Source organism: Tautonia sp. JC769 (genome assembly GCF_040717455.1).
In the GTDB taxonomy this organism is placed as follows: Bacteria; Planctomycetota; Planctomycetia; order Isosphaerales; family Isosphaeraceae; genus Tautonia.
The window spans coordinates 1-16181 of sequence record NZ_JBFEFH010000022.1; the positions used below are offsets into that span (position 1 = coordinate 1).

At 71.2% G+C, this 16181-nt stretch carries 12 protein-coding genes; 3 read left to right on the plus strand and 9 right to left on the minus strand.

Translation table 11 applies throughout. From position 1 onward, the window contains the following. Nucleotides 1-331: 331 nt before the first annotated feature. Genes AB1L88_RS19410 through AB1L88_RS19420 form a run of 3 tightly spaced genes read left to right on the plus strand, consistent with a single transcriptional unit; the run spans nt 332 to nt 4263 of the window. On the plus strand, nt 332-955 hold the full coding sequence (locus tag AB1L88_RS19410) for a 2Fe-2S iron-sulfur cluster-binding protein (protein WP_367098344.1): 624 nt from the start codon (nt 332-334) through the stop codon (nt 953-955). Nucleotides 956-978: 23 nt separating this feature from the next. Continuing rightward, on the plus strand, nt 979-1980 hold the full coding sequence (locus AB1L88_RS19415; protein ID WP_367098345.1) for a xanthine dehydrogenase family protein subunit M: 1002 nt from the start codon (nt 979-981) through the stop codon (nt 1978-1980). Nucleotides 1981-2007: 27 nt separating this feature from the next. Then, on the plus strand, nt 2008-4263 hold the full coding sequence (locus AB1L88_RS19420) for a xanthine dehydrogenase family protein molybdopterin-binding subunit (RefSeq protein WP_367098346.1): 2256 nt from the start codon (nt 2008-2010) through the stop codon (nt 4261-4263). A 353-nt stretch (nt 4264-4616) separates the two neighbouring features. Here AB1L88_RS19420 and AB1L88_RS19425 read toward each other — a convergent pair whose 3' ends face one another. The 9 genes from AB1L88_RS19425 to miaA all read right to left on the minus strand — a co-directional run bounded on the left by AB1L88_RS19425 (nt 4617) and on the right by miaA (nt 16000). Next, complete coding sequence (locus tag AB1L88_RS19425; RefSeq protein ID WP_367098347.1) at nt 4617-6689, minus strand: alpha/beta hydrolase-fold protein; 2073 nt, start codon at nt 6687-6689, stop codon at nt 4617-4619. A gap of 254 nt (nt 6690-6943) precedes the next feature. After that, nucleotides 6944-7183, minus strand: coding sequence for a hypothetical protein (locus tag AB1L88_RS19430; RefSeq protein ID WP_367098348.1), 240 nt, complete (start codon nt 7181-7183; stop codon nt 6944-6946). 138 nt (nt 7184-7321) lie between these two features. After that, nucleotides 7322-8860, minus strand: a complete 1539-nt coding sequence (locus AB1L88_RS19435) for a permease (protein WP_367098349.1) — start codon at nt 8858-8860, stop codon at nt 7322-7324. 42 nt (nt 8861-8902) lie between these two features. After that, complete coding sequence (locus tag AB1L88_RS19440; RefSeq protein ID WP_367098350.1) at nt 8903-9472, minus strand: hypothetical protein; 570 nt, start codon at nt 9470-9472, stop codon at nt 8903-8905. 20 nt (nt 9473-9492) lie between these two features. Continuing rightward, a complete protein-coding gene (locus AB1L88_RS19445) occupies nt 9493-10464 on the minus strand; it encodes an AAA family ATPase (RefSeq protein ID WP_367098351.1) in 972 nt (323 codons plus the stop codon). Continuing rightward, nucleotides 10461-12785: a transglutaminase-like domain-containing protein gene (locus AB1L88_RS19450; protein ID WP_367098352.1), complete on the minus strand. Its 2325-nt coding sequence runs from the start codon at nt 12783-12785 to the stop codon at nt 10461-10463. The genes AB1L88_RS19445 and AB1L88_RS19450 overlap by 4 nt, the downstream gene beginning before the upstream one ends. Beyond that, nucleotides 12775-14064, minus strand: a complete 1290-nt coding sequence (locus AB1L88_RS19455; RefSeq protein ID WP_367098353.1) for a DUF58 domain-containing protein — start codon at nt 14062-14064, stop codon at nt 12775-12777. The genes AB1L88_RS19450 and AB1L88_RS19455 overlap by 11 nt, the downstream gene beginning before the upstream one ends. Nucleotides 14065-14276: 212 nt before the next feature. Further along, the gene (locus tag AB1L88_RS19460; RefSeq protein ID WP_367098354.1) at nt 14277-14624 is read right to left on the minus strand and encodes a DUF2946 family protein; all 348 of its coding nucleotides are present in this window, start codon (nt 14622-14624) and stop codon (nt 14277-14279) included. Between the two features lie 413 nt (nt 14625-15037). Continuing rightward, nucleotides 15038-16000: a tRNA (adenosine(37)-N6)-dimethylallyltransferase MiaA gene (gene miaA, locus AB1L88_RS19465; protein ID WP_367098355.1), complete on the minus strand. Its 963-nt coding sequence runs from the start codon at nt 15998-16000 to the stop codon at nt 15038-15040. Between the last annotated feature and the right edge of the window lie 181 nt (nt 16001-16181).

Consider the following 16181-nt stretch of genomic DNA (forward strand, 5'->3'; position numbering starts at 1 on the left):
GTGAAGCGGCCGAAGACCGACAGCCGGCCGCGCGTGGATCTGCACCGCAGCAGCCTATCGCCCGGCCCGGCTGGGGTCCAGGCTCGGCCGACCGGCAAGCCCCGTCGGTGAGCGACGTGACGCCGGACTCCCGGCCCTGTGAATCAGTCAGCGGGCCGTGACCCTGCACGCCGATCAGTCCTTCGCGATCGAGGGCAGAGGGCGCATTCTGAACAAACGCTCACATGCGAGCGTTGGTTATTGTCCGTTTGCTATCCCAAGGCCGCTTCCCACGACCTTCGCTCTCGCCTACGATATCGCGGGAACGATCAGCTCAGGAGGATTCCTGCCAATGGACGAACCGGCAACACCCTTGGGTCCGACGCACCGTGAGTTCCTAGCGAACACCGGAAGTGTCGCGGCCGATGCCCTTGGTCGCGCGGAGTCGCTTTCAGATGGCGGCGAGCAGGGGGGCATCCCCGATGGACCGGCCACGGCTGCAAACGTCGTCGGCTCGATCCCCCTGAAGCTACGGGTCAATGGCAGGGAGCGTGACCTGCAGATCGATCCGCGCACAACGCTGCTCGACTGCCTTCGCGAGACCATTTCGCTCACCGGCACGAAGAAGGGATGCGACCACGGCCAGTGCGGGGCCTGCACCGTCCACGTCGATGGCAGGCGTGTCCTTTCCTGCCTGAGCCTCGCCATCTTGCTCGACGGCGCCGAGGTCACCACGATCGAGGGCCTCGGCACGCCCGACGCGATGCACCCGATGCAGGCCGCGTTCGTCGAGAGCGACGGCTACCAGTGCGGCTACTGCACTTCGGGCCAGATCATGTCCGCCGTCGCGCTGCTCGACGAACCCTGCGGGCCGACCGACGCCGACGTCAAGGAATTGATGAGCGGGAACATCTGCCGGTGCGGCGCCTACGCGAACATCGTGCAAGCGATCCAGCAAGTGCGCCACCCGAAGTAGACAACGTCAAGGATAATGCTCCCGTGCACACATTCGAATTCACCCGCCCCGTCGACGCTGCCGGCGCCATCGCACTGGCCGCCAGGGCGACCACCGCCCAGCAAGGCGCCGACGTCCGCCTCATCGCCGGGGGCACGACGCTCGTCGACCTGATGAAACTCGGCGTCGAAACGCCGAAACAACTGGTCGACATCAATCGCCTGCCGCTCGATCGCATCGAGCCGCTGCCGCAGGGCGGCCTGAAGATCGGCGGCACCGTGCGAAACTCGACCCTCGCCAACGACGCCACCGTGAAGCGAGATTACTCCGTCCTCTCGCAGGCGATCCTCCAGGGCGCCTCGGCACAGATCCGCAACATGGCCACGACCGCCGGCAACATGCTCCAGCGGACTCGCTGCGTCTACTTCCGCGACCCGGCGATGCCCTGCAACAAGCGCGAACCCGGCAGCGGCTGTCCGGCCATCACCGGACACAATCGCATGCTGGCCATCCTCGGCGCGAGCGACGCTTGCATCGCCACGAACCCCTCCGACATGTGCGTCGCGCTGGCCGCCCTCGACGCCACCGTGCACATCCAGCGAACCGCGGGCTCGCGGGAGGTCCCCTTCGCCGACTTCCACGTCCTCCCCGGCGATACGCCGCAACGCGAGAATGTGCTCGAGCCGGGAGACCTCATCACCCACATCGAACTCCCACCGCCGCTGAGAGGCGCCAAACACGTCTACCTGAAGCTGCGAGATCGCGCGTCCTACGAATTCGCGTTGGCCTCCGCCGCGGTGGTCCTCCAGATCGTCGGCGGAACAATCGTCTCAGCCCGCCTCGCCCTCGGGGGCGTCGGCACCAAGCCCTGGCGTTCTCCGGAAGCCGAAGCGGCGCTCGCCGGCCAGCCCGCCGACGAGGCAACTTACATCGCCGCCGCCGATGCTGCCCTCCGCGACGCGAAGCCGCAAAGCCAAAACGGATTCAAGGTCGAGCTCGCCAGGCGGTGCATCGCGCACGCCCTGCGAAGCGCCGCCACCGCTTAATTCCGCGACGGAGCGAAGGACCCTACCATGCCCGCATCTCCAGCACCCGCCGCGTCCTCGCCCATCGGCCGTGCCACCCCGCGCATTGACGGACCCTTGAAAGTCACCGGCAGTGCGAAGTACTCGTCCGACTTCAATTTCCCGGGCCAGCTCTACGCCGTCCCCGTCGGTGCCACGATCGCCAGCGGCAGGATCACCTCGCTCGACGTTTCGATCGCCGAGAAGATGCCCGGCGTCCGAGCGATCTTTCACCGCGAGAACATCGGCCCGATCTATCGCTCGGTGCGGCAAACCGGATTCGAAGGCATCATGGAGGAACGCCGCCCGCCGTTCGAAGACGACGTCGTCCGCTACTATGGCCAGTACGTTGCTCTGGCCGTCGCCGAAACCTTCGAGGCGGCCAAGGCCGCTGCCGACGCCGTGCGAGTCGCGTACGCGCCCGAGAGGCCGAACGTCGACTCCCACCTCGAAGCCGACAACGAACCCGACACGGTGCTCACCACCTTCGGACCGCATGAGCGCTTGCAGATGGCCCGCGGCGACGCCGATCGGGCCTTCGCCGCCGCTCCTGTCAAGCTCGACGAGACCTATGTCACGCCGACCGAAGCCCACAACCCCATCGAGCTGCACGCCACGAACGCCGTCTGGGACGGCTCGACGCTCACCCTGTATGAGACGACCCAGGGCGTCGTCAATGCGCGCAGCGTCCTCGCGCAAGTCTTCGGCCTGGCACCCGAAAACGTTCGCGTCATCTCCCGATTCCTCGGCTCTGGCTTCGGCGGCAAGCTCTGGCCCTGGACGCACAGCGTGCTCGCCGGAGCCGCGGCGCGTGAGCTCCGACAGCCGGTGAAGCTCGTCGTCAGCCGCAAGATGATGTTCGAAACCGTCGGCCACCGCCCCCGCACGCAGCAACGCATCCGCATCGGGGCCACTCCCGACGGCAAGCTCGTCTCGCTGATGCAGGACTACATCTACCAGCGCTCGATCCTCGATCTCCACCACGAAGACTGCGGCGAGTCGACCGGCATCCAGTACAGCGTCCCCAATCTGCGTGTTACCTTCGGCCGCGCCAAACGCCATATCGGTGCCGGCGCCGACTTCCGCGGCCCCGGCCGCGTCCCCGGCCTCTACGCCACCGAGGCCGCGATGAACGAACTGGCGGGCCGGCTCGGGATCGATCCGATGCAACTCCGCATCATCAACGAGCAGGAAGTCGACGAGTCGCTCAACATCCCCTTCTCGTCGCGTCATCTCGTCGACTGCTTCCGACTCGGCGCCGAGAAGTTCGGCTGGGCCAGGCGCGATGCCGCCGTCGGCTCCATGAAGCGCGACGGCCTGATCCTCGGCTGGGGGATGGCCGGCTGCTCGTGGATCGCCGCCCGCATCTCGGCGGAAGTGGTCATGCACCTGCGCGACGATGGCACCGTCCGCGTCGCTTCCGCCACCCAGGACATCGGCACCGGCACCTACACCATCCTCGCCCAACTCGCCGCCGAGAGGATCGGCATCCCCCTCGATCGCATCGAAGTGACGCTCGGCGACACCGCATTCCCTGCCGGCCCCGTCTCCGGCGGCTCGCTCGTCACCGAATCGGTCATCCCTGCGGTCCTCAAGGCTGCCGACGCCGTGATCGAATCGCTGCTCACCGTCGCCGTCACCACGCCCGGTTCGCCATTCGAGGATCGCCAGCCGATGGAGCTCGCGTTCGAAAACGGTCGGGTCTTCATCAAGGCCGACGGCCCCGCCAATGGCACGCCCTTCGCCGACCTGCTTCGCCAGGCCAAGTTGGCGATGGTCACGCGCCGGGCGAGATCCGAGGGCAACTTCGACGCTCCCGATCCCAAGTTCTCCACGAACTCCTACGGCTGCCACTTCGTCGAAGTCACCTGGCAGCCCGAGACCGCCCGCCTCCGCGTCAGCCGCGTCGTCTCGGTCATCGACGGCGGCAAGATCCTCAATCCCCTGGCCGCGCGCAATCAAATCGAAGGCGCCGTCGTCATGGGCATGGGAATGGCCCTCTTCGAGCACGTCGAGTACGACCCGCAGAACGGGGCTCCCATCAACGCGAGCCTCGCCGACTACATCGTCACCGTGAACGCCGACGCCCCGCCCATCGAAGTCCACTTCCTCGACCACCCCGACAAGGAGGTGAACGAACTCGGCGCCCGCGGCATTGGCGAGATCGGCCTCACCGGGATCGCCGCCGCCATCACCGACGCCGTCCACCACGCCACCGGCGTCCGCGTCCGCGAGCTCCCGATTACAATCGAAAAGCTCCTGTGAATCGGCAGCCGCCGACGGGTCACGAAAAGGCGCATCCGAAATGAACAGCAGACCATCGTTCGACGAAACGTAAAGTCCGGAATCAGACGACAGGGTGCGTCAATTGGGGCAGACCACGCAGCACTCTAATCAACATGCCGCTCGATACGGCTCGCCGGGTGGACAAACCGACGCAGCCCGCTTCGGCGTGGTCGTCCAGCGGCGTTTCGGACCGTAGCAGGCACCTGCCCCGAAGCACTTCGCCGCGGCCGGCCCGTGATGATCCGGAGCCGAGAGGCTGGCACGGTGCTCCTCCCGCAGGCCGAGGTTCGCGGGGCCGCCGAGGTCGCCCCGCGAACCTCCCGGGTCGCCGTTCAGCGGAAGAGACGCTGGACGAAGAGGTAAAGGTTATTCTTCCACTCCGTCGGGTCGTGGCCGTTGCCGTCGACGTGCCAGACGTGCGGGACGTCGTTCTCCTTGAGATGGGCGTGCACGCCCTGGCTGATCCGGAGCAGGTTGTCCTTCGCGCCGCAGGCGATCCAGAGCAGCTTGAGCTGCTCGCGGGCGCGGTCAGGGTCGGGCACCAGCTCGGCCGCGGGCTTCGTGTTCGGGGCCGCGGAGAAGGCGCCGACCCAGGCGAAGGTGTCGAGGTGGGCCAGCCCGAAGTTCAGCGCCTGGCCCCCTCCCATGGAGAGGCCGGCGAGGGCGCGGTGCTCGCGGTCCGCCTTGACCGAGTAGCGCGACTCGATCGCGGGGATGACGTCGTTGAGCAGGTCCTCCTCGAACGCCGCGAAGGCCGGGGCGCCGGCGAAGACGTTCCCCTCGGCCCGGTCGTTTTGCTGGGCGCGGCCGTTGGGCATGACGACGATCATCGGCTCGGCCGCCCCCTCGGCGATCAGGTTGTCGAGCAGGACGTCGGGCCGGGCGAAGCGCTGCCACTCGGTCTCGTCGCCGCCGATGCCGTGCAGGAGGTAGAGCACCGGGTACTCCCGCTCCTCGGAGTAGCCCGGGGGCGTGTAGACGTTCATGCGGCGGGTCGTGCCGACCGACTCGGACTCGTAGGAGATCATCTCCAGCGTCCCGCGGGGGATGCCGTCGCGCGGCTCGTCGAAGCCGGCGGGGGGATCGGGGAAGGCGGGAACGTCGTCGGGGTTCAGCACGATCGGCGGCCCCTGCCCCCGACGACGGGGCGCGCCGGGCCGTCCGGCCGGGCCGGCGGCCTCCCGATCGTCCGGGGACGCGGCCTCCCGCCCGGCCTCGGGGGCGCCGCCGAACAGGAGCGGCGCGAACTCGTGCAGGCTGCGGCGCCAGGTCTGCCACTCGTGCGAGGTGCCGGGCGACTCGTAGTAGACGTGCTCGATCCCGGCCTTTTCCAGCGCCTCGTGGTAATTCTTCACGCTTTGATACATCCGCTCCGGCTCCTCCGTGCCGATCCCGAGCCAGAGCACGTCGACCTTCTCGTTGAAGGCGTCGGCGTCGGCCATCACGCCCCCGTGGGCGGTCTCCGGGTCGAAGGCCACGCCGCCGAAGCCCCCGCCCGCCCCGCTGAACCCGCCGATCGACGAGAACAGGTCGAGGTGCTTCAGGGTGATCTGGAAGGTCTGCATGCCTCCCATCGACAGCCCGGCCATCGCCCGGTGCTCGCGGTCGGGGATCGTGCGGTAGGTCGCGTCGACCATCGGGATCAGGTCCTCGACCATCACGCCCTCGAAGGCGGAGAACATCCGGGTGAAGTCGGGGCGGCCGCCGGGGGGACGGGCGGGCTCGGCGTCGCCGGCCCGGCGTGCGTAGCCCTGCTCCATGACCACGAGCATCGGCCTGGCCTTCCCCTCGGCGATGAGGTTGTCCATGATGAAGCCGACGCGGCCCTGGTTGGGCCAGCCCCGCTCGTCCTCGCCGGCGCCGTGCTGGAGGTAGAGCACCGGGTAGCGTTGCCCACCTTCATCATAGCCGGGCGGCGTGTAGACGAAGATCCGTCGCCACTGCTGCGTCGTCTCGGAGAAGTACCATCGCTCGCGGACCTCGCCGTGGGGCACGTCCTTCGGGAGGTAGAAGTCGGCCCCGTCCTCGGGGATCTCGATGCCGCTGGTCATCTTGCCGGTGCCGAAGTAGGTCTCGCTGGAGGGGTCGTTGACCTCGGCGCCGTCGATGAAGACGCGGTAGTAGTGGAACCCCGGCACCTGGGGCCCGGTGGTGGCGGTCCAGACGCCCTCGTCGTCCTTCTCGGCGGGATAGCGCTGGTCGTCGAAGAAGCCGAAGACGACCTGCCGGGCCTCCGGTGCCCGGATCCGGAACGTGACCCGCAGGTCGGGGTGGATCCGAGGGAACTGCGCCCCTCGGATGTTGCTGGGCGCGGGGACGGCATCGGCGGGCCCCGGGGCCTCGTCCTGGAAGGGGGCCGTGGCCAGGAGCAGGTGCAGCAGGCCGGTGAGCAGGATGCTGTTCATCGTCGGTCCTCCCGTGTTGGGTCGATCGGGACCGCGGACAGCGTCCTGGCCCCGGCACGCCGAAATGGTGCTCTCTTTGGTATCAGCGGCGGGAACGGCCGTTCGGGCCGTGCCGCATGATCGCGATCGGCATCGGGCCGCCCTGCGGGTCAGGTCGCCCGACGCGGGGAGCAGGCCCTCAACGACCGGACCGCCTTCGGTTCCTTCGGGCGGGGACTTGATGATAGGCCCGCGATCGCGGGGAAGCCATGAGGTCACATCTGGAGGGCACCCGCCCCGGGCCCGTCGCCCTGGATGCCGATCGACTGCTGGACCGGGATCCCGGGCAGCTCGTGGCCCTCTCCGTCGGCGTCCGGGTCGAGGGACTCGACAAGGCGATCGACGGCGCGGCCGATTGCCTCGGAGTCGCGCCGGGATGGGTCGACGGCGAACTCGAATGCGAGCCCGCCGAGGCCGAGGCGAACGGAACGACCCGAGACGCCAAGTACGGGCACCCGGCCGGGGATCGGGGACTCCCCGGGATCCCCGATCCCGGCCGACGACTCCGCCCCGGTGATGGTGGCGGATGCCCGTCGGAAACCGGCCCGCCTCGCTCCCCGAGGACCTCTGCGGGATCCAACTGGGGTCTCAATTTACTCGACGAAGCAGGTCCGCATCCGGCGGTGGGCGTCGGTGACGGCGACGAAGTAGCGGCGGACCTCCTCGGGATCGTCCTCCTCGATCGCGTGCTTGAGCCGCTCGACCTTGTCGATGAGCACCCGGGCCTTCATCCGGCGGTAGCGGCTGAGCGTGCCCTCGCGGAGGTAGACGCTCACCTGGAGGCGGCGGACCCAGTCCTGGTAGAGCGGGATGAAGTACTCGGCGTGCTCGGCGTCGCCGCTGGTGGCGGCGGAGAGGACCTCGGCCTTGATGATGTTCAGGTCGTCGAAGATCTGGTCGGCCGGCGGGTAGTAGGTGTAGCAGGCCAGCACGCTGAATGCGACCAGGCCGAGGAGCCCGACACCGCCGAGCACCGGGCCTGGGATCGTGATGTCGTACCGCGAGCGGGGACGATCGGCCCCGGCCGGCCCGGGGGTGCGTTCGAGCCAGTCCTCGATCCGCCAACGCCGATCGAGCCGTCGCAGCGCCAGCCCGGCCAGGCCGACGCCGAGCAGCACGCCGAGGGCCTTGATCTCGTGCGGCATGACCTCGTCGGCAAGCTCCCGCGAGACGGCCGAGAGGCTGCCGCTCCCGGGGTGGAACGGGCAGCAGTAGATGTCGAAGGCGTGGGTGTGCCCGGCCGGCTCGACCCCGCGCGGGGTCAGCGGGGCGTCCATCGCGTAGGCCAGCCCGACCACCACGACGAGCAGGCCGCCCAGCCAGGCGGCCGACCGCTTCGCCCCGTAAGCGCGGGCGACCCAGGCGAGCAGGCCGAGGTTCGCCCCCGCCCCGAAGGTCAGCAGCACGAACGCGGCGGACACGGAGTTGCCGTGCTGGAACATCGAGCCGAGCTGGGCCATTGCGACCATCGGCGTCGCGTAGGCGGGCAGGGCGACGGCCGTCATCTCCAGGGCCGCGAAGGGGTTATCCCGCTCCATCCGGTCCATCAGGCTGCCCGCAGGCAGGGCGACGTTGAGGAGGACGACCCCGAGCAGGCCGACGAGGATGTAGCCGGAGGTCGGGCCTGCCAGCTCTCGGGCCGCCGAGACCAGCAGCGCGATCATGCGCCTCGGCCCGTACGCGACCGGCGGCGGCGACGGCTCGGCCGAGGCGTTGTCCGGGAAGACGCGGTCGAAGGCGACCCCGACGGCCGTCACCACCAGCAGCGAGGCCAGGGCGAAGGTGAAGATGACCACAGGCTCCGAGAGCGAGAGCCCGTAGAGCACCGAGAGCGGATTGAACAGCGGCGCCGTCAGGGCGAAGGCGAGGATCGTCCCGCCGGAGAGGCCGTCGCGGCGAAGCTCGCGGGCGACCGGGATGACCCCGAGCGAGCAGACCGGCAGCAGCATGCCGATCGCCCAGGCCCTCGGCAGGGCCCAGCGCGTGCCGGCCCCGAACAGACGGCGGGTCCCCTCCGGCCCGACCAGCCGCCGGAAGATGGCGGCGATGACCAGCCCCACCAGGATGGTCGGTGCCGCCTCGGTCAGCGCCTCGACGAGGCGCTGGACCCCGCCCCAGAAGATTGCGTCCATCGTCCTCGATTCCTCCCGATGTCCCCGGTGCCTCGGACGTGATCAGTCCCCCGCCCCTTCTCCGGCGACCTCGCCCTCGGCCGAGATCCCTGCCAGGTCCGTCCCCTCGCCGGTCGCCTCGGCCTCGATCGACCGCCGGGGCCTCGGAAACCAGGCCGGATCGGCCTCGTCTCGGACGCGACGGAGATCGTGCACGTCGGGCTCGACCGCGGCGAGACGGTCGCCGCCCACGGCGTTGCCGTCGTCGAGGTCGGAGAGGGCCGACTCATAGGCGGCGAGCAACCGGGCCGCGAGGGCGTCGACCCGGTTCCAGGGGCCCTCGGGCATGTCGCTGTCGGCGGCGACCTCGGGGAGCCACTTCGCCAGGTCGCGCTGGATCGGCAGGAGTTCGTCGTGGGCCTCGTCGACCCGACCGGCCGAGAGGGCCGCTCGGCTCGCCTCGTGGCCGGCGATCAGGCGATCGACGGCGTCGGGGAAGTCGGTCGGCCGGTGAGCCGGGTCGACGTGGGCGGCGTGGTCGTGGTCGTGATCGTGATCATGGTCGTGGTCATGGTCGTCTGCGCATCCGGCCAGGGCGGCGAGCAACGCGAGGGTTCGGGCAATCGGCTTCATCAGGTCGCTCCCAGTCGGGGTTAGGCACGCCGGGCCTTGGGGTAGACGGGCACGGGGACCGAGTCGAGGACTTCGGAGACGACGCGGGAGGCGGCCTCGGGCTCGACGCCGAGCCGCACGTCGAGCACGGGCCGGGCGACGGCCTGCACGTCGTCGGGCGTGACGAAGGCGCGGCCGTCGAGGAAGGCCTGGGCCTGGGCCAGCCGCTGCCACGTCAAGAGGCCTCGCGGGCTGAGTCCGAGCGTCACCTGGCGGTGCCCCCGCGTCGCGGCGGCGAGGTCGACGAGGTACTCGGCCACCATCGGCCCGACGGCGACCCCGGCCACGTGCTCCTGCAAGCCCCGAAGCCGGCCGTGCCCGATCGGCTCGATGGGGGTCGTCTCCTGGTCTTCACCGGATCCGACGGCGGCGGCCAGCATCGCCAGCTCGTCGAGCCGGCCGGGGTAGCCGATCCGCAGCTTCATGGCGAAGCGATCGAGCTGGGCCTCGGGCAGGGGATAGGTGCCGTGCTGCTCCACGGGATTCTGCGTGGCGATGACGAAGAAGGTCCCCGAGAGGACATGCCGGACCGAATCGACCGTCACCTGACGCTCGGCCATCGCCTCCAGCAGGGCGCTCTGGGTGCGGGGCGTGGCGCGGTTGATCTCGTCGGCCAGGAGCACGTCGGCGAAGACGGGGCCGGGCAGGAACTCGAACTCGCGCGTCTTCTGGTCGAAGACGCGGAAGCCGGTGATGTCGCCCGGCAGCAGGTCGGGGGTGCACTGCACGCGGGCGAAGCGGCCGCCGATCACGCGGGCCATCGCCTTGGCCAGCGTCGTCTTGCCCAGTCCGGGGAGGTCCTCGATCAGCAGGTGTCCCCGGGCGAGGAGGCAGGCCAGGACGTGCTCGATCACGTCGGTCTTGCCCCGCAACGCGGCGTTGAGGGCGGATCGGATCGCCTCGACCGCCTGGCGATCGGCGTCGACCAGGGGCGCCTCGGTGGCTTCGGTCATGATGCCAGTTCCCTCGGGAGATTGTCTGTGGGGGTGATCGACCGGAAGGTGCGGAGCGTCCAGCCCCGCACGACGCGGCGGCAGAGGGCCCGGCAGTCGACATCGGACGGGAGCGGGCCGGGGGCGTAGGCGCTCCACTGGGCGAGCCGGACGAGCGCTCGGAGGTCTCCTCCCAGGTGGTCGGGCGCCGACGCGACGATGCCGCCGCACCAGCGCGACGGCGTCTCGCCGATGGTCCTGGCCCGGCCCGCCAGGGAGGCCCGACGCTCGACCAGGCGGAGGGTCGCGAGCACCGCCCGCGACGGCGCCCCGACCCGCGTCGCGAGGCACCAGGCGAGCGTCCAGGCGCGGTCGAGCACGTCGCGGCGTCGCCAGGCCAGCAGGCCGATCCCGACCGCCACGAACCCCAACCCCGCGGCGTTCCTGCCGGCCCACTTCCCGGCCGAGCCCAGGCCCGCCAGCACGCGATCGAGCGGCGATCGGACCGGCGGCATCAACTCGAAGCCCGGCGTCGGCTCGACCGCCACCCAGTCGCCTCCGGGGACCTGGACCTCGACCCAGAGATGGGCGTCGCCCGACGCCACGGCGACGTGCCGCGCGACCGGGTCGTACCTCTTCGGGTCGACGTAGAGGCCGCCGACGACCCGCGTCGGGTAGCCGAGCGACCGGAGCATCAGGGCCGCCGCCGTGGCGAACAGGTAGTCGGGACCCCGTCGGGTGTCCTCCAGGAAGTGGGCCATCACGTCGGGGCAGCCCTCGGGGGGCGTCGCCGCCCGATCGAACGAGCAGTGGCCGCGCAGGTGGGCGACGACGGCCTCGACCTGCCGCCAGCCCCTCGGGACCCCGGCGGACCAGTCCGAGGCCAGCCGGAGCAGGACCGGGGGACACTCATCGACCTGCGAGTATCGGAGGAAGGCGTCGCCGGGTCGCTGCGAGAAGGCGAGCCGCCGCAACGACTCCGGGAGCGGCGAGCGCGCCTCGGTGTCGATCACCGTCCCCGGCGGGATCGACCGGCCGCTCATCCGCAGGACGCCCGGCTGGGCCCACTCGTAGAAGTCGACGCGGTTGACGCTGCCGACCCGGAACCGCTCCAGGTGGGCCGGGCTCGGGATGCTCGCCGTCTCCAGCAGGCCGACCTTGACCCGATGCGTCACCCGCCCCGAGAGGTACGGACGGGCCGTCGCCTCGACCCGCAGCCAGGGGCTCTCGGGCCCCTCGCCCCGGAGCCGGGCATCGTTCGGCGACGGCGGGCCCTCCGCCCAGGACTCGCCGTCGAAGGTGTCGTAGGCGACGAGCCTCAGGTGGGCCGGCGCCCGGCCCCGGACGTAGAGCAGGGCGTCGGCCTCGGCCCCCGGCGGGTCGCGGGGTCCGGGCGGCTTGCGGTGCGTCGAGAACTCGCGGCCGGCGCGATGGTCCTCGGAGGGGTGCTCCCGACGCCTCTGAATCTCGGTCGGCCCGAGCGCGATCGCCTTCTCCTGCTTCTTCTTCATGGGTTCGCCGAAGGTCTCGCTGAAGGCGTCGTACAGGCTCGGCTGATCCGTTTCCAGGTAGACCTCGCTCTGGGAGAAGCCGACGCTGTCGGCCGAGTCGCGGGCATCGACCTCGTTGGGGCCGTCGCCGACGCCGGAGCGGGCCTCGGGGTCCGACCAGTCGGTGCCGCCCGAGGAGGGGAACAGGCCGGCGAGCGCCGCGGCGGCGGTCGTCGGGCCGACGGCCGCGATGGCCAGCATCGCCGCCGTGCCCCCGAGTGCCACCGCCGCGCCGGCCAGCGGCAGCCGGCCCCTCGGCGCCCTGCACGTCGGCAGCCCGAGCCAGTAACCCGCCAGAAGCCAGCCGGCGCCGATGACCGCGAAGGTCCCGGCCATCACGGTCATCACCTGCCCCTCGACCAGCGACGAGCCGGCCAACACCCCGAACAGCGCGACCACCGCCGCCAGCCGCCCCGCCATCGGCTTGCGGGACAGGGCGGCCAGTCCGAGTCCCAGGTTCCGCAGCCCCTCCAGCAGCATCGTCTCCGGCATCACCCCGCCGCCAAGCACAGCGATCCGTGCCGGATGCCAGGCGAACGGCAGGGCGGCCAGGACGAGCAGGGCGATCGTCTCCCGCCGCGTCGGCAGTCGACCCCGGTCGCCCCGACCCCGGCCCAGCAGGGCGAAGGCCGCGAGCATCGCGGCGACGAGCCCTCCTGCCCGGAGCAAGGCCAGGCCGGTCGAATGCGTCATGCCGCGGAGGGCCAGTTCCAGGCTCGCCACGCCGATCGCCGCCAGGGCGATGGTCAAGCCGACCGCCTGGCGGCCCCGCCGGTGTTCCTCAGCGGACATCGCCGATCTCCTTTCGCTGGAGCCAGACCTGTCGGGCGACGCGAGTCGGGTCGTCGATCACGACCCAGGGGCGGATGGGCCAGGCCGGGTCGATCGGCGACCCGGCCACTGCTCCCTCCTCGAACGCCGACGCCGCGAGCACCGCGAACCGCTCGACGGTGCCTCCCGGGCGCCCTCGACCCCCGAGGCGCGCCCGGTCGGTGCAGACGACGACCCGCAAACCCCGGCCGAACCGCCGGCAGGCCGGACCGTCGAGCAGGTCGGCAAGCGGGCCGTACCCCTCCGCATCGAGCCGAGCCATCGCGTCGAGCACCGCCGCACGGCGGGCGGCGGTCGTCCCGCCCTTCGCCGCGATCGGGCGATCGCCGACGACGAGTTCGGCGTCGGCCCCCTGGCCGATCCAGTCGTCGAGCAGGCTGGCGGCCACCCGGATCGCCCATTCGAGCGAGCCGTCGGGCCCCCGGCCGACGTGGGAGGCCGGATCGAGGTCGAGCACGACCTGGATCCTCGGGGCTGCGGCCGCCTGCCGCTCGCAGACGATCAACTCGCCGTGTCGAGCCGTCTGCGACCAGTGGACCCGACGCATCGGGTCCCCCCGGCGATAGGGCCGGACGCCGAGCAGGTCGCCCGCGTCGCCGGGGCGGTCGCGGAAGGAAGCCCCCTCCGAGGCGTCGCCGCCGGCCTCCTCGGGGATCGGGCCGACGGGGAAGGTCCTCGGCCAGATCAGCACGGGACGCCCCACCGCCAGCAACCGGGCCGACTCGCGCAAGCCGAATGGGAAGCCGGTCGTCAGCCGGGCGCCGCCGACCGGGTGCTCACCCCGACGATCGGGCACGAAGTCCCACTCGACGACGCCCCGCCGCCAGCCGCCGACGTGGGCCAAGGCCAGCTGGCTCGGGTCGTCGGCCGCCCCGCCTCCGAAGCGGATTGCGAGCCCCCAGGCCCCCCACGGCGCCCGGTTGCGGAACTCGAGGCGGGCGGCGACGGGCTGCCCTTCCCGGCCTCGGCGCCGCTCGAACGAGACGGCCCCCCGCAGCCCCCGGAGGCTGACCCAGGGCCAGACGACGCCCAGGCCCATGACCGTCGCCAGGCCGCCGGCCAGCGCCAGGCCCCTCGGGTGCAGCACCAGGCCGCAGAGGACCGCCGCGACCGTCGCCGTGCCGAGCACCGCGATCGGGTGCCGGACGACCGGGTCGAGCCGCCGGGCCCATCGGAGTTCGCGTGACAGGACGGAGCGGGGCCGCGCGGGCGCGGTCCCTCCTCGGGTAAGAGTCGTCATCGCCGGGCGTACTCACCATGCCGCCGCGCCGGTCGGATGGCCCGACCGGGCGGCCCTCGCGGGCTCATCACCGGCGACGATCGTCGCCGGTGCCGGTTGCGGGGCAGGTCCCCGGGCCGGCCGCCCCAAGAACTCGGCGGAGGGCGATCCATCCTGCGCGGTCATCGCGCCGGCAATCGCGCATCCTGGGCGGGGGAGTCGGTCGGGGGGGGTCAGGCGGGCGAAATGGGCGGAGCCCGAGGATCGCCTGGAAGGCGATCGGGCGACCGGATGTCGGTCGGAACCGTCGGGATGACCGCGGCGATGGCGACCGATTCCGAGCGGATCGGTTCAGGAAGGTCGAGCAGTTGCCCCTGGCCGGCGACGTGGCAGATCAGGCAGTCCGAATGGTCGGATGCCGGCGAGGCGGGGGCGGGGTGGTCGTCCTCGGTCGAGCAGCTCGTCGCGGCCCCATCATGCGAGCCATCGACCAGCGCATGCAAGCCACCCCCACAGGCCGAGGTCAGCCCGTAAGAGGCGAGCAGCAACGCCGTGATGATTCGTTGGAATGCGGCCGTCATGGGTCGCCCAAGAGTTCAGCCTTCGAGATGCCTGGTGAAGGCCGGGAACCGGGACCGACTTACTGGTTTGTCACGGATATATTGCGCGAACCACCTTCCAGGGTCAACGGGTGCTCCACGTGATTGTCAGGCCCCGATCGAAATGTCCGGTCGATGCGCCCTCCAGCCCAAGCCTGGAGGACGCCATGAACCCCGATCGGATTAGCATCAGCGAACATGATCGCAAGCCCTTCACCGTCCTCAAGCCGGTCCTCGACGGCCGCCGGTCCCAGGCCGAGGCCGCCCGACTGCTCGGCAGGAGCACCAGGCAGGCCCGACGCCTCGTCGCCCGACTGATGGACGAGGGGGATGCAGGGCTGATCCACACGCTCCGGGATCGCCCCTCGAGTCGAATTCCCTGGGCGTGGGAGGGATCAGGCCGGGGCGAGGGGCTCGGTGCTGGGGAGGAGGGAGAGGAGGCGGGAGGCGGTGTGGTCGGGTGGTTCGGGGGCGGAGAGGGGGAGGAACTGGACCTCGGCGAGGGAGCGGAACCAGGTGAGCTGGCGCTTGGCGAACTGGCGGGTGCGGGTCTGGATGAGGTCGAGGGCGGCGGACTCGGAGGGGAGGCGGCCGGCGAGGAGGTCGAGGACCTCGCGGTAGCCGACGCCCTGCATGGGGACGGGGTGGGGCGGGTGGGGCCGGGCGAGCAGGCGGCGGACCTCGTCGATCAGGCCGTCGGCGAACATGGATGTGACGCGGCGGTTGATGCGGTCGTACAGCTCGGCGCGGGGGCGGTCGAGGCAGAAGACGGGGACGGAGGCGGGGGCGGGACGGTCGTGTTCCTGCTGGAGGGCGCTGAGGGGTCGGCCGGTGAGGGTGAAGACTTCGAGGGCGCGGATGACCCGGCGGCGGTCGTTCGGGTGCAGGCGGGAGGCGGAGGGGGGGTCGACGGCGGCGAGCCGGGCGTGGAGGGCGGTGTTGCCGAGGCGGTCGGCCTCGTCTTCCAGGGTTCGGCGGAGGCCGGGGTCGGCGGCGGGGCCGTCGAAGAGGCCGCGCAGGAGGGCTTTCAGGTACATCGGCGTTCCGCCGACGAAGAGGGCGGGCCGGTTGCGCGAGGCGATGGCGCGGAGGGCGTCGGCGGCCCGGTCGCGGTAGTCGGCGACGGAGGCCGATTGCCAGGGGTCGAGCACGTCGATCAGGTGGTGCGGGATGCCGCGGCGCTCGGCCTCGGTGGGCTTGGCGGTGCCGATGTCCATGCCGCGGTAGAGGGTCATCGAGTCGAGGGCGATGACCTCGGCGTCGAGCCGCTCGGCCAGGGCGATGCCGACGCCCGTCTTGCCTGAAGCGGTCGGGCCGGTCAGGTAGATGGCGCGGTGGAAGGGGTTGGCAGTCGGCATGGGCGTCGGGTCGGGGCGGGTGGCGTTGCGTTGCGGTTGTCGGGGACGGCGGCGGATGGACGGTTGCGGGCCGGCGCGGCGACGTCGGGCGGCGAGGATCGCGCCAGGCGTGCTCTGGAACGTCTTGCGGCTGCGCCGCCCGGACAACGCCCCGCGTTGTCCGGGCCACCCGAGGGCACAT

What these genes read in the sequence shown, in the direction of transcription:
- AB1L88_RS19425 (WP_367098347.1), bottom strand. Translation starts at nt 6,689, where the DNA reads ATGAACAGCATCCTGCTCACCGGCCTGCTGCACCTGCTCCTGGCCACG.
- AB1L88_RS19420 (WP_367098346.1), top strand. Translation starts at nt 2,008, where the DNA reads ATGCCCGCATCTCCAGCACCCGCCGCGTCCTCGCCCATCGGCCGTGCC.
- AB1L88_RS19460 (WP_367098354.1), bottom strand. Translation starts at nt 14,624, where the DNA reads ATGACGGCCGCATTCCAACGAATCATCACGGCGTTGCTGCTCGCCTCT.
- AB1L88_RS19455 (WP_367098353.1), bottom strand. Translation starts at nt 14,064, where the DNA reads ATGACGACTCTTACCCGAGGAGGGACCGCGCCCGCGCGGCCCCGCTCC.
- miaA (WP_367098355.1), bottom strand. Translation starts at nt 16,000, where the DNA reads ATGCCGACTGCCAACCCCTTCCACCGCGCCATCTACCTGACCGGCCCG.
- AB1L88_RS19410 (WP_367098344.1), top strand. Translation starts at nt 332, where the DNA reads ATGGACGAACCGGCAACACCCTTGGGTCCGACGCACCGTGAGTTCCTA.
- AB1L88_RS19450 (WP_367098352.1), bottom strand. Translation starts at nt 12,785, where the DNA reads ATGTCCGCTGAGGAACACCGGCGGGGCCGCCAGGCGGTCGGCTTGACC.
- AB1L88_RS19445 (WP_367098351.1), bottom strand. Translation starts at nt 10,464, where the DNA reads ATGACCGAAGCCACCGAGGCGCCCCTGGTCGACGCCGATCGCCAGGCG.
- AB1L88_RS19440 (WP_367098350.1), bottom strand. Translation starts at nt 9,472, where the DNA reads ATGAAGCCGATTGCCCGAACCCTCGCGTTGCTCGCCGCCCTGGCCGGA.
- AB1L88_RS19435 (WP_367098349.1), bottom strand. Translation starts at nt 8,860, where the DNA reads ATGGACGCAATCTTCTGGGGCGGGGTCCAGCGCCTCGTCGAGGCGCTG.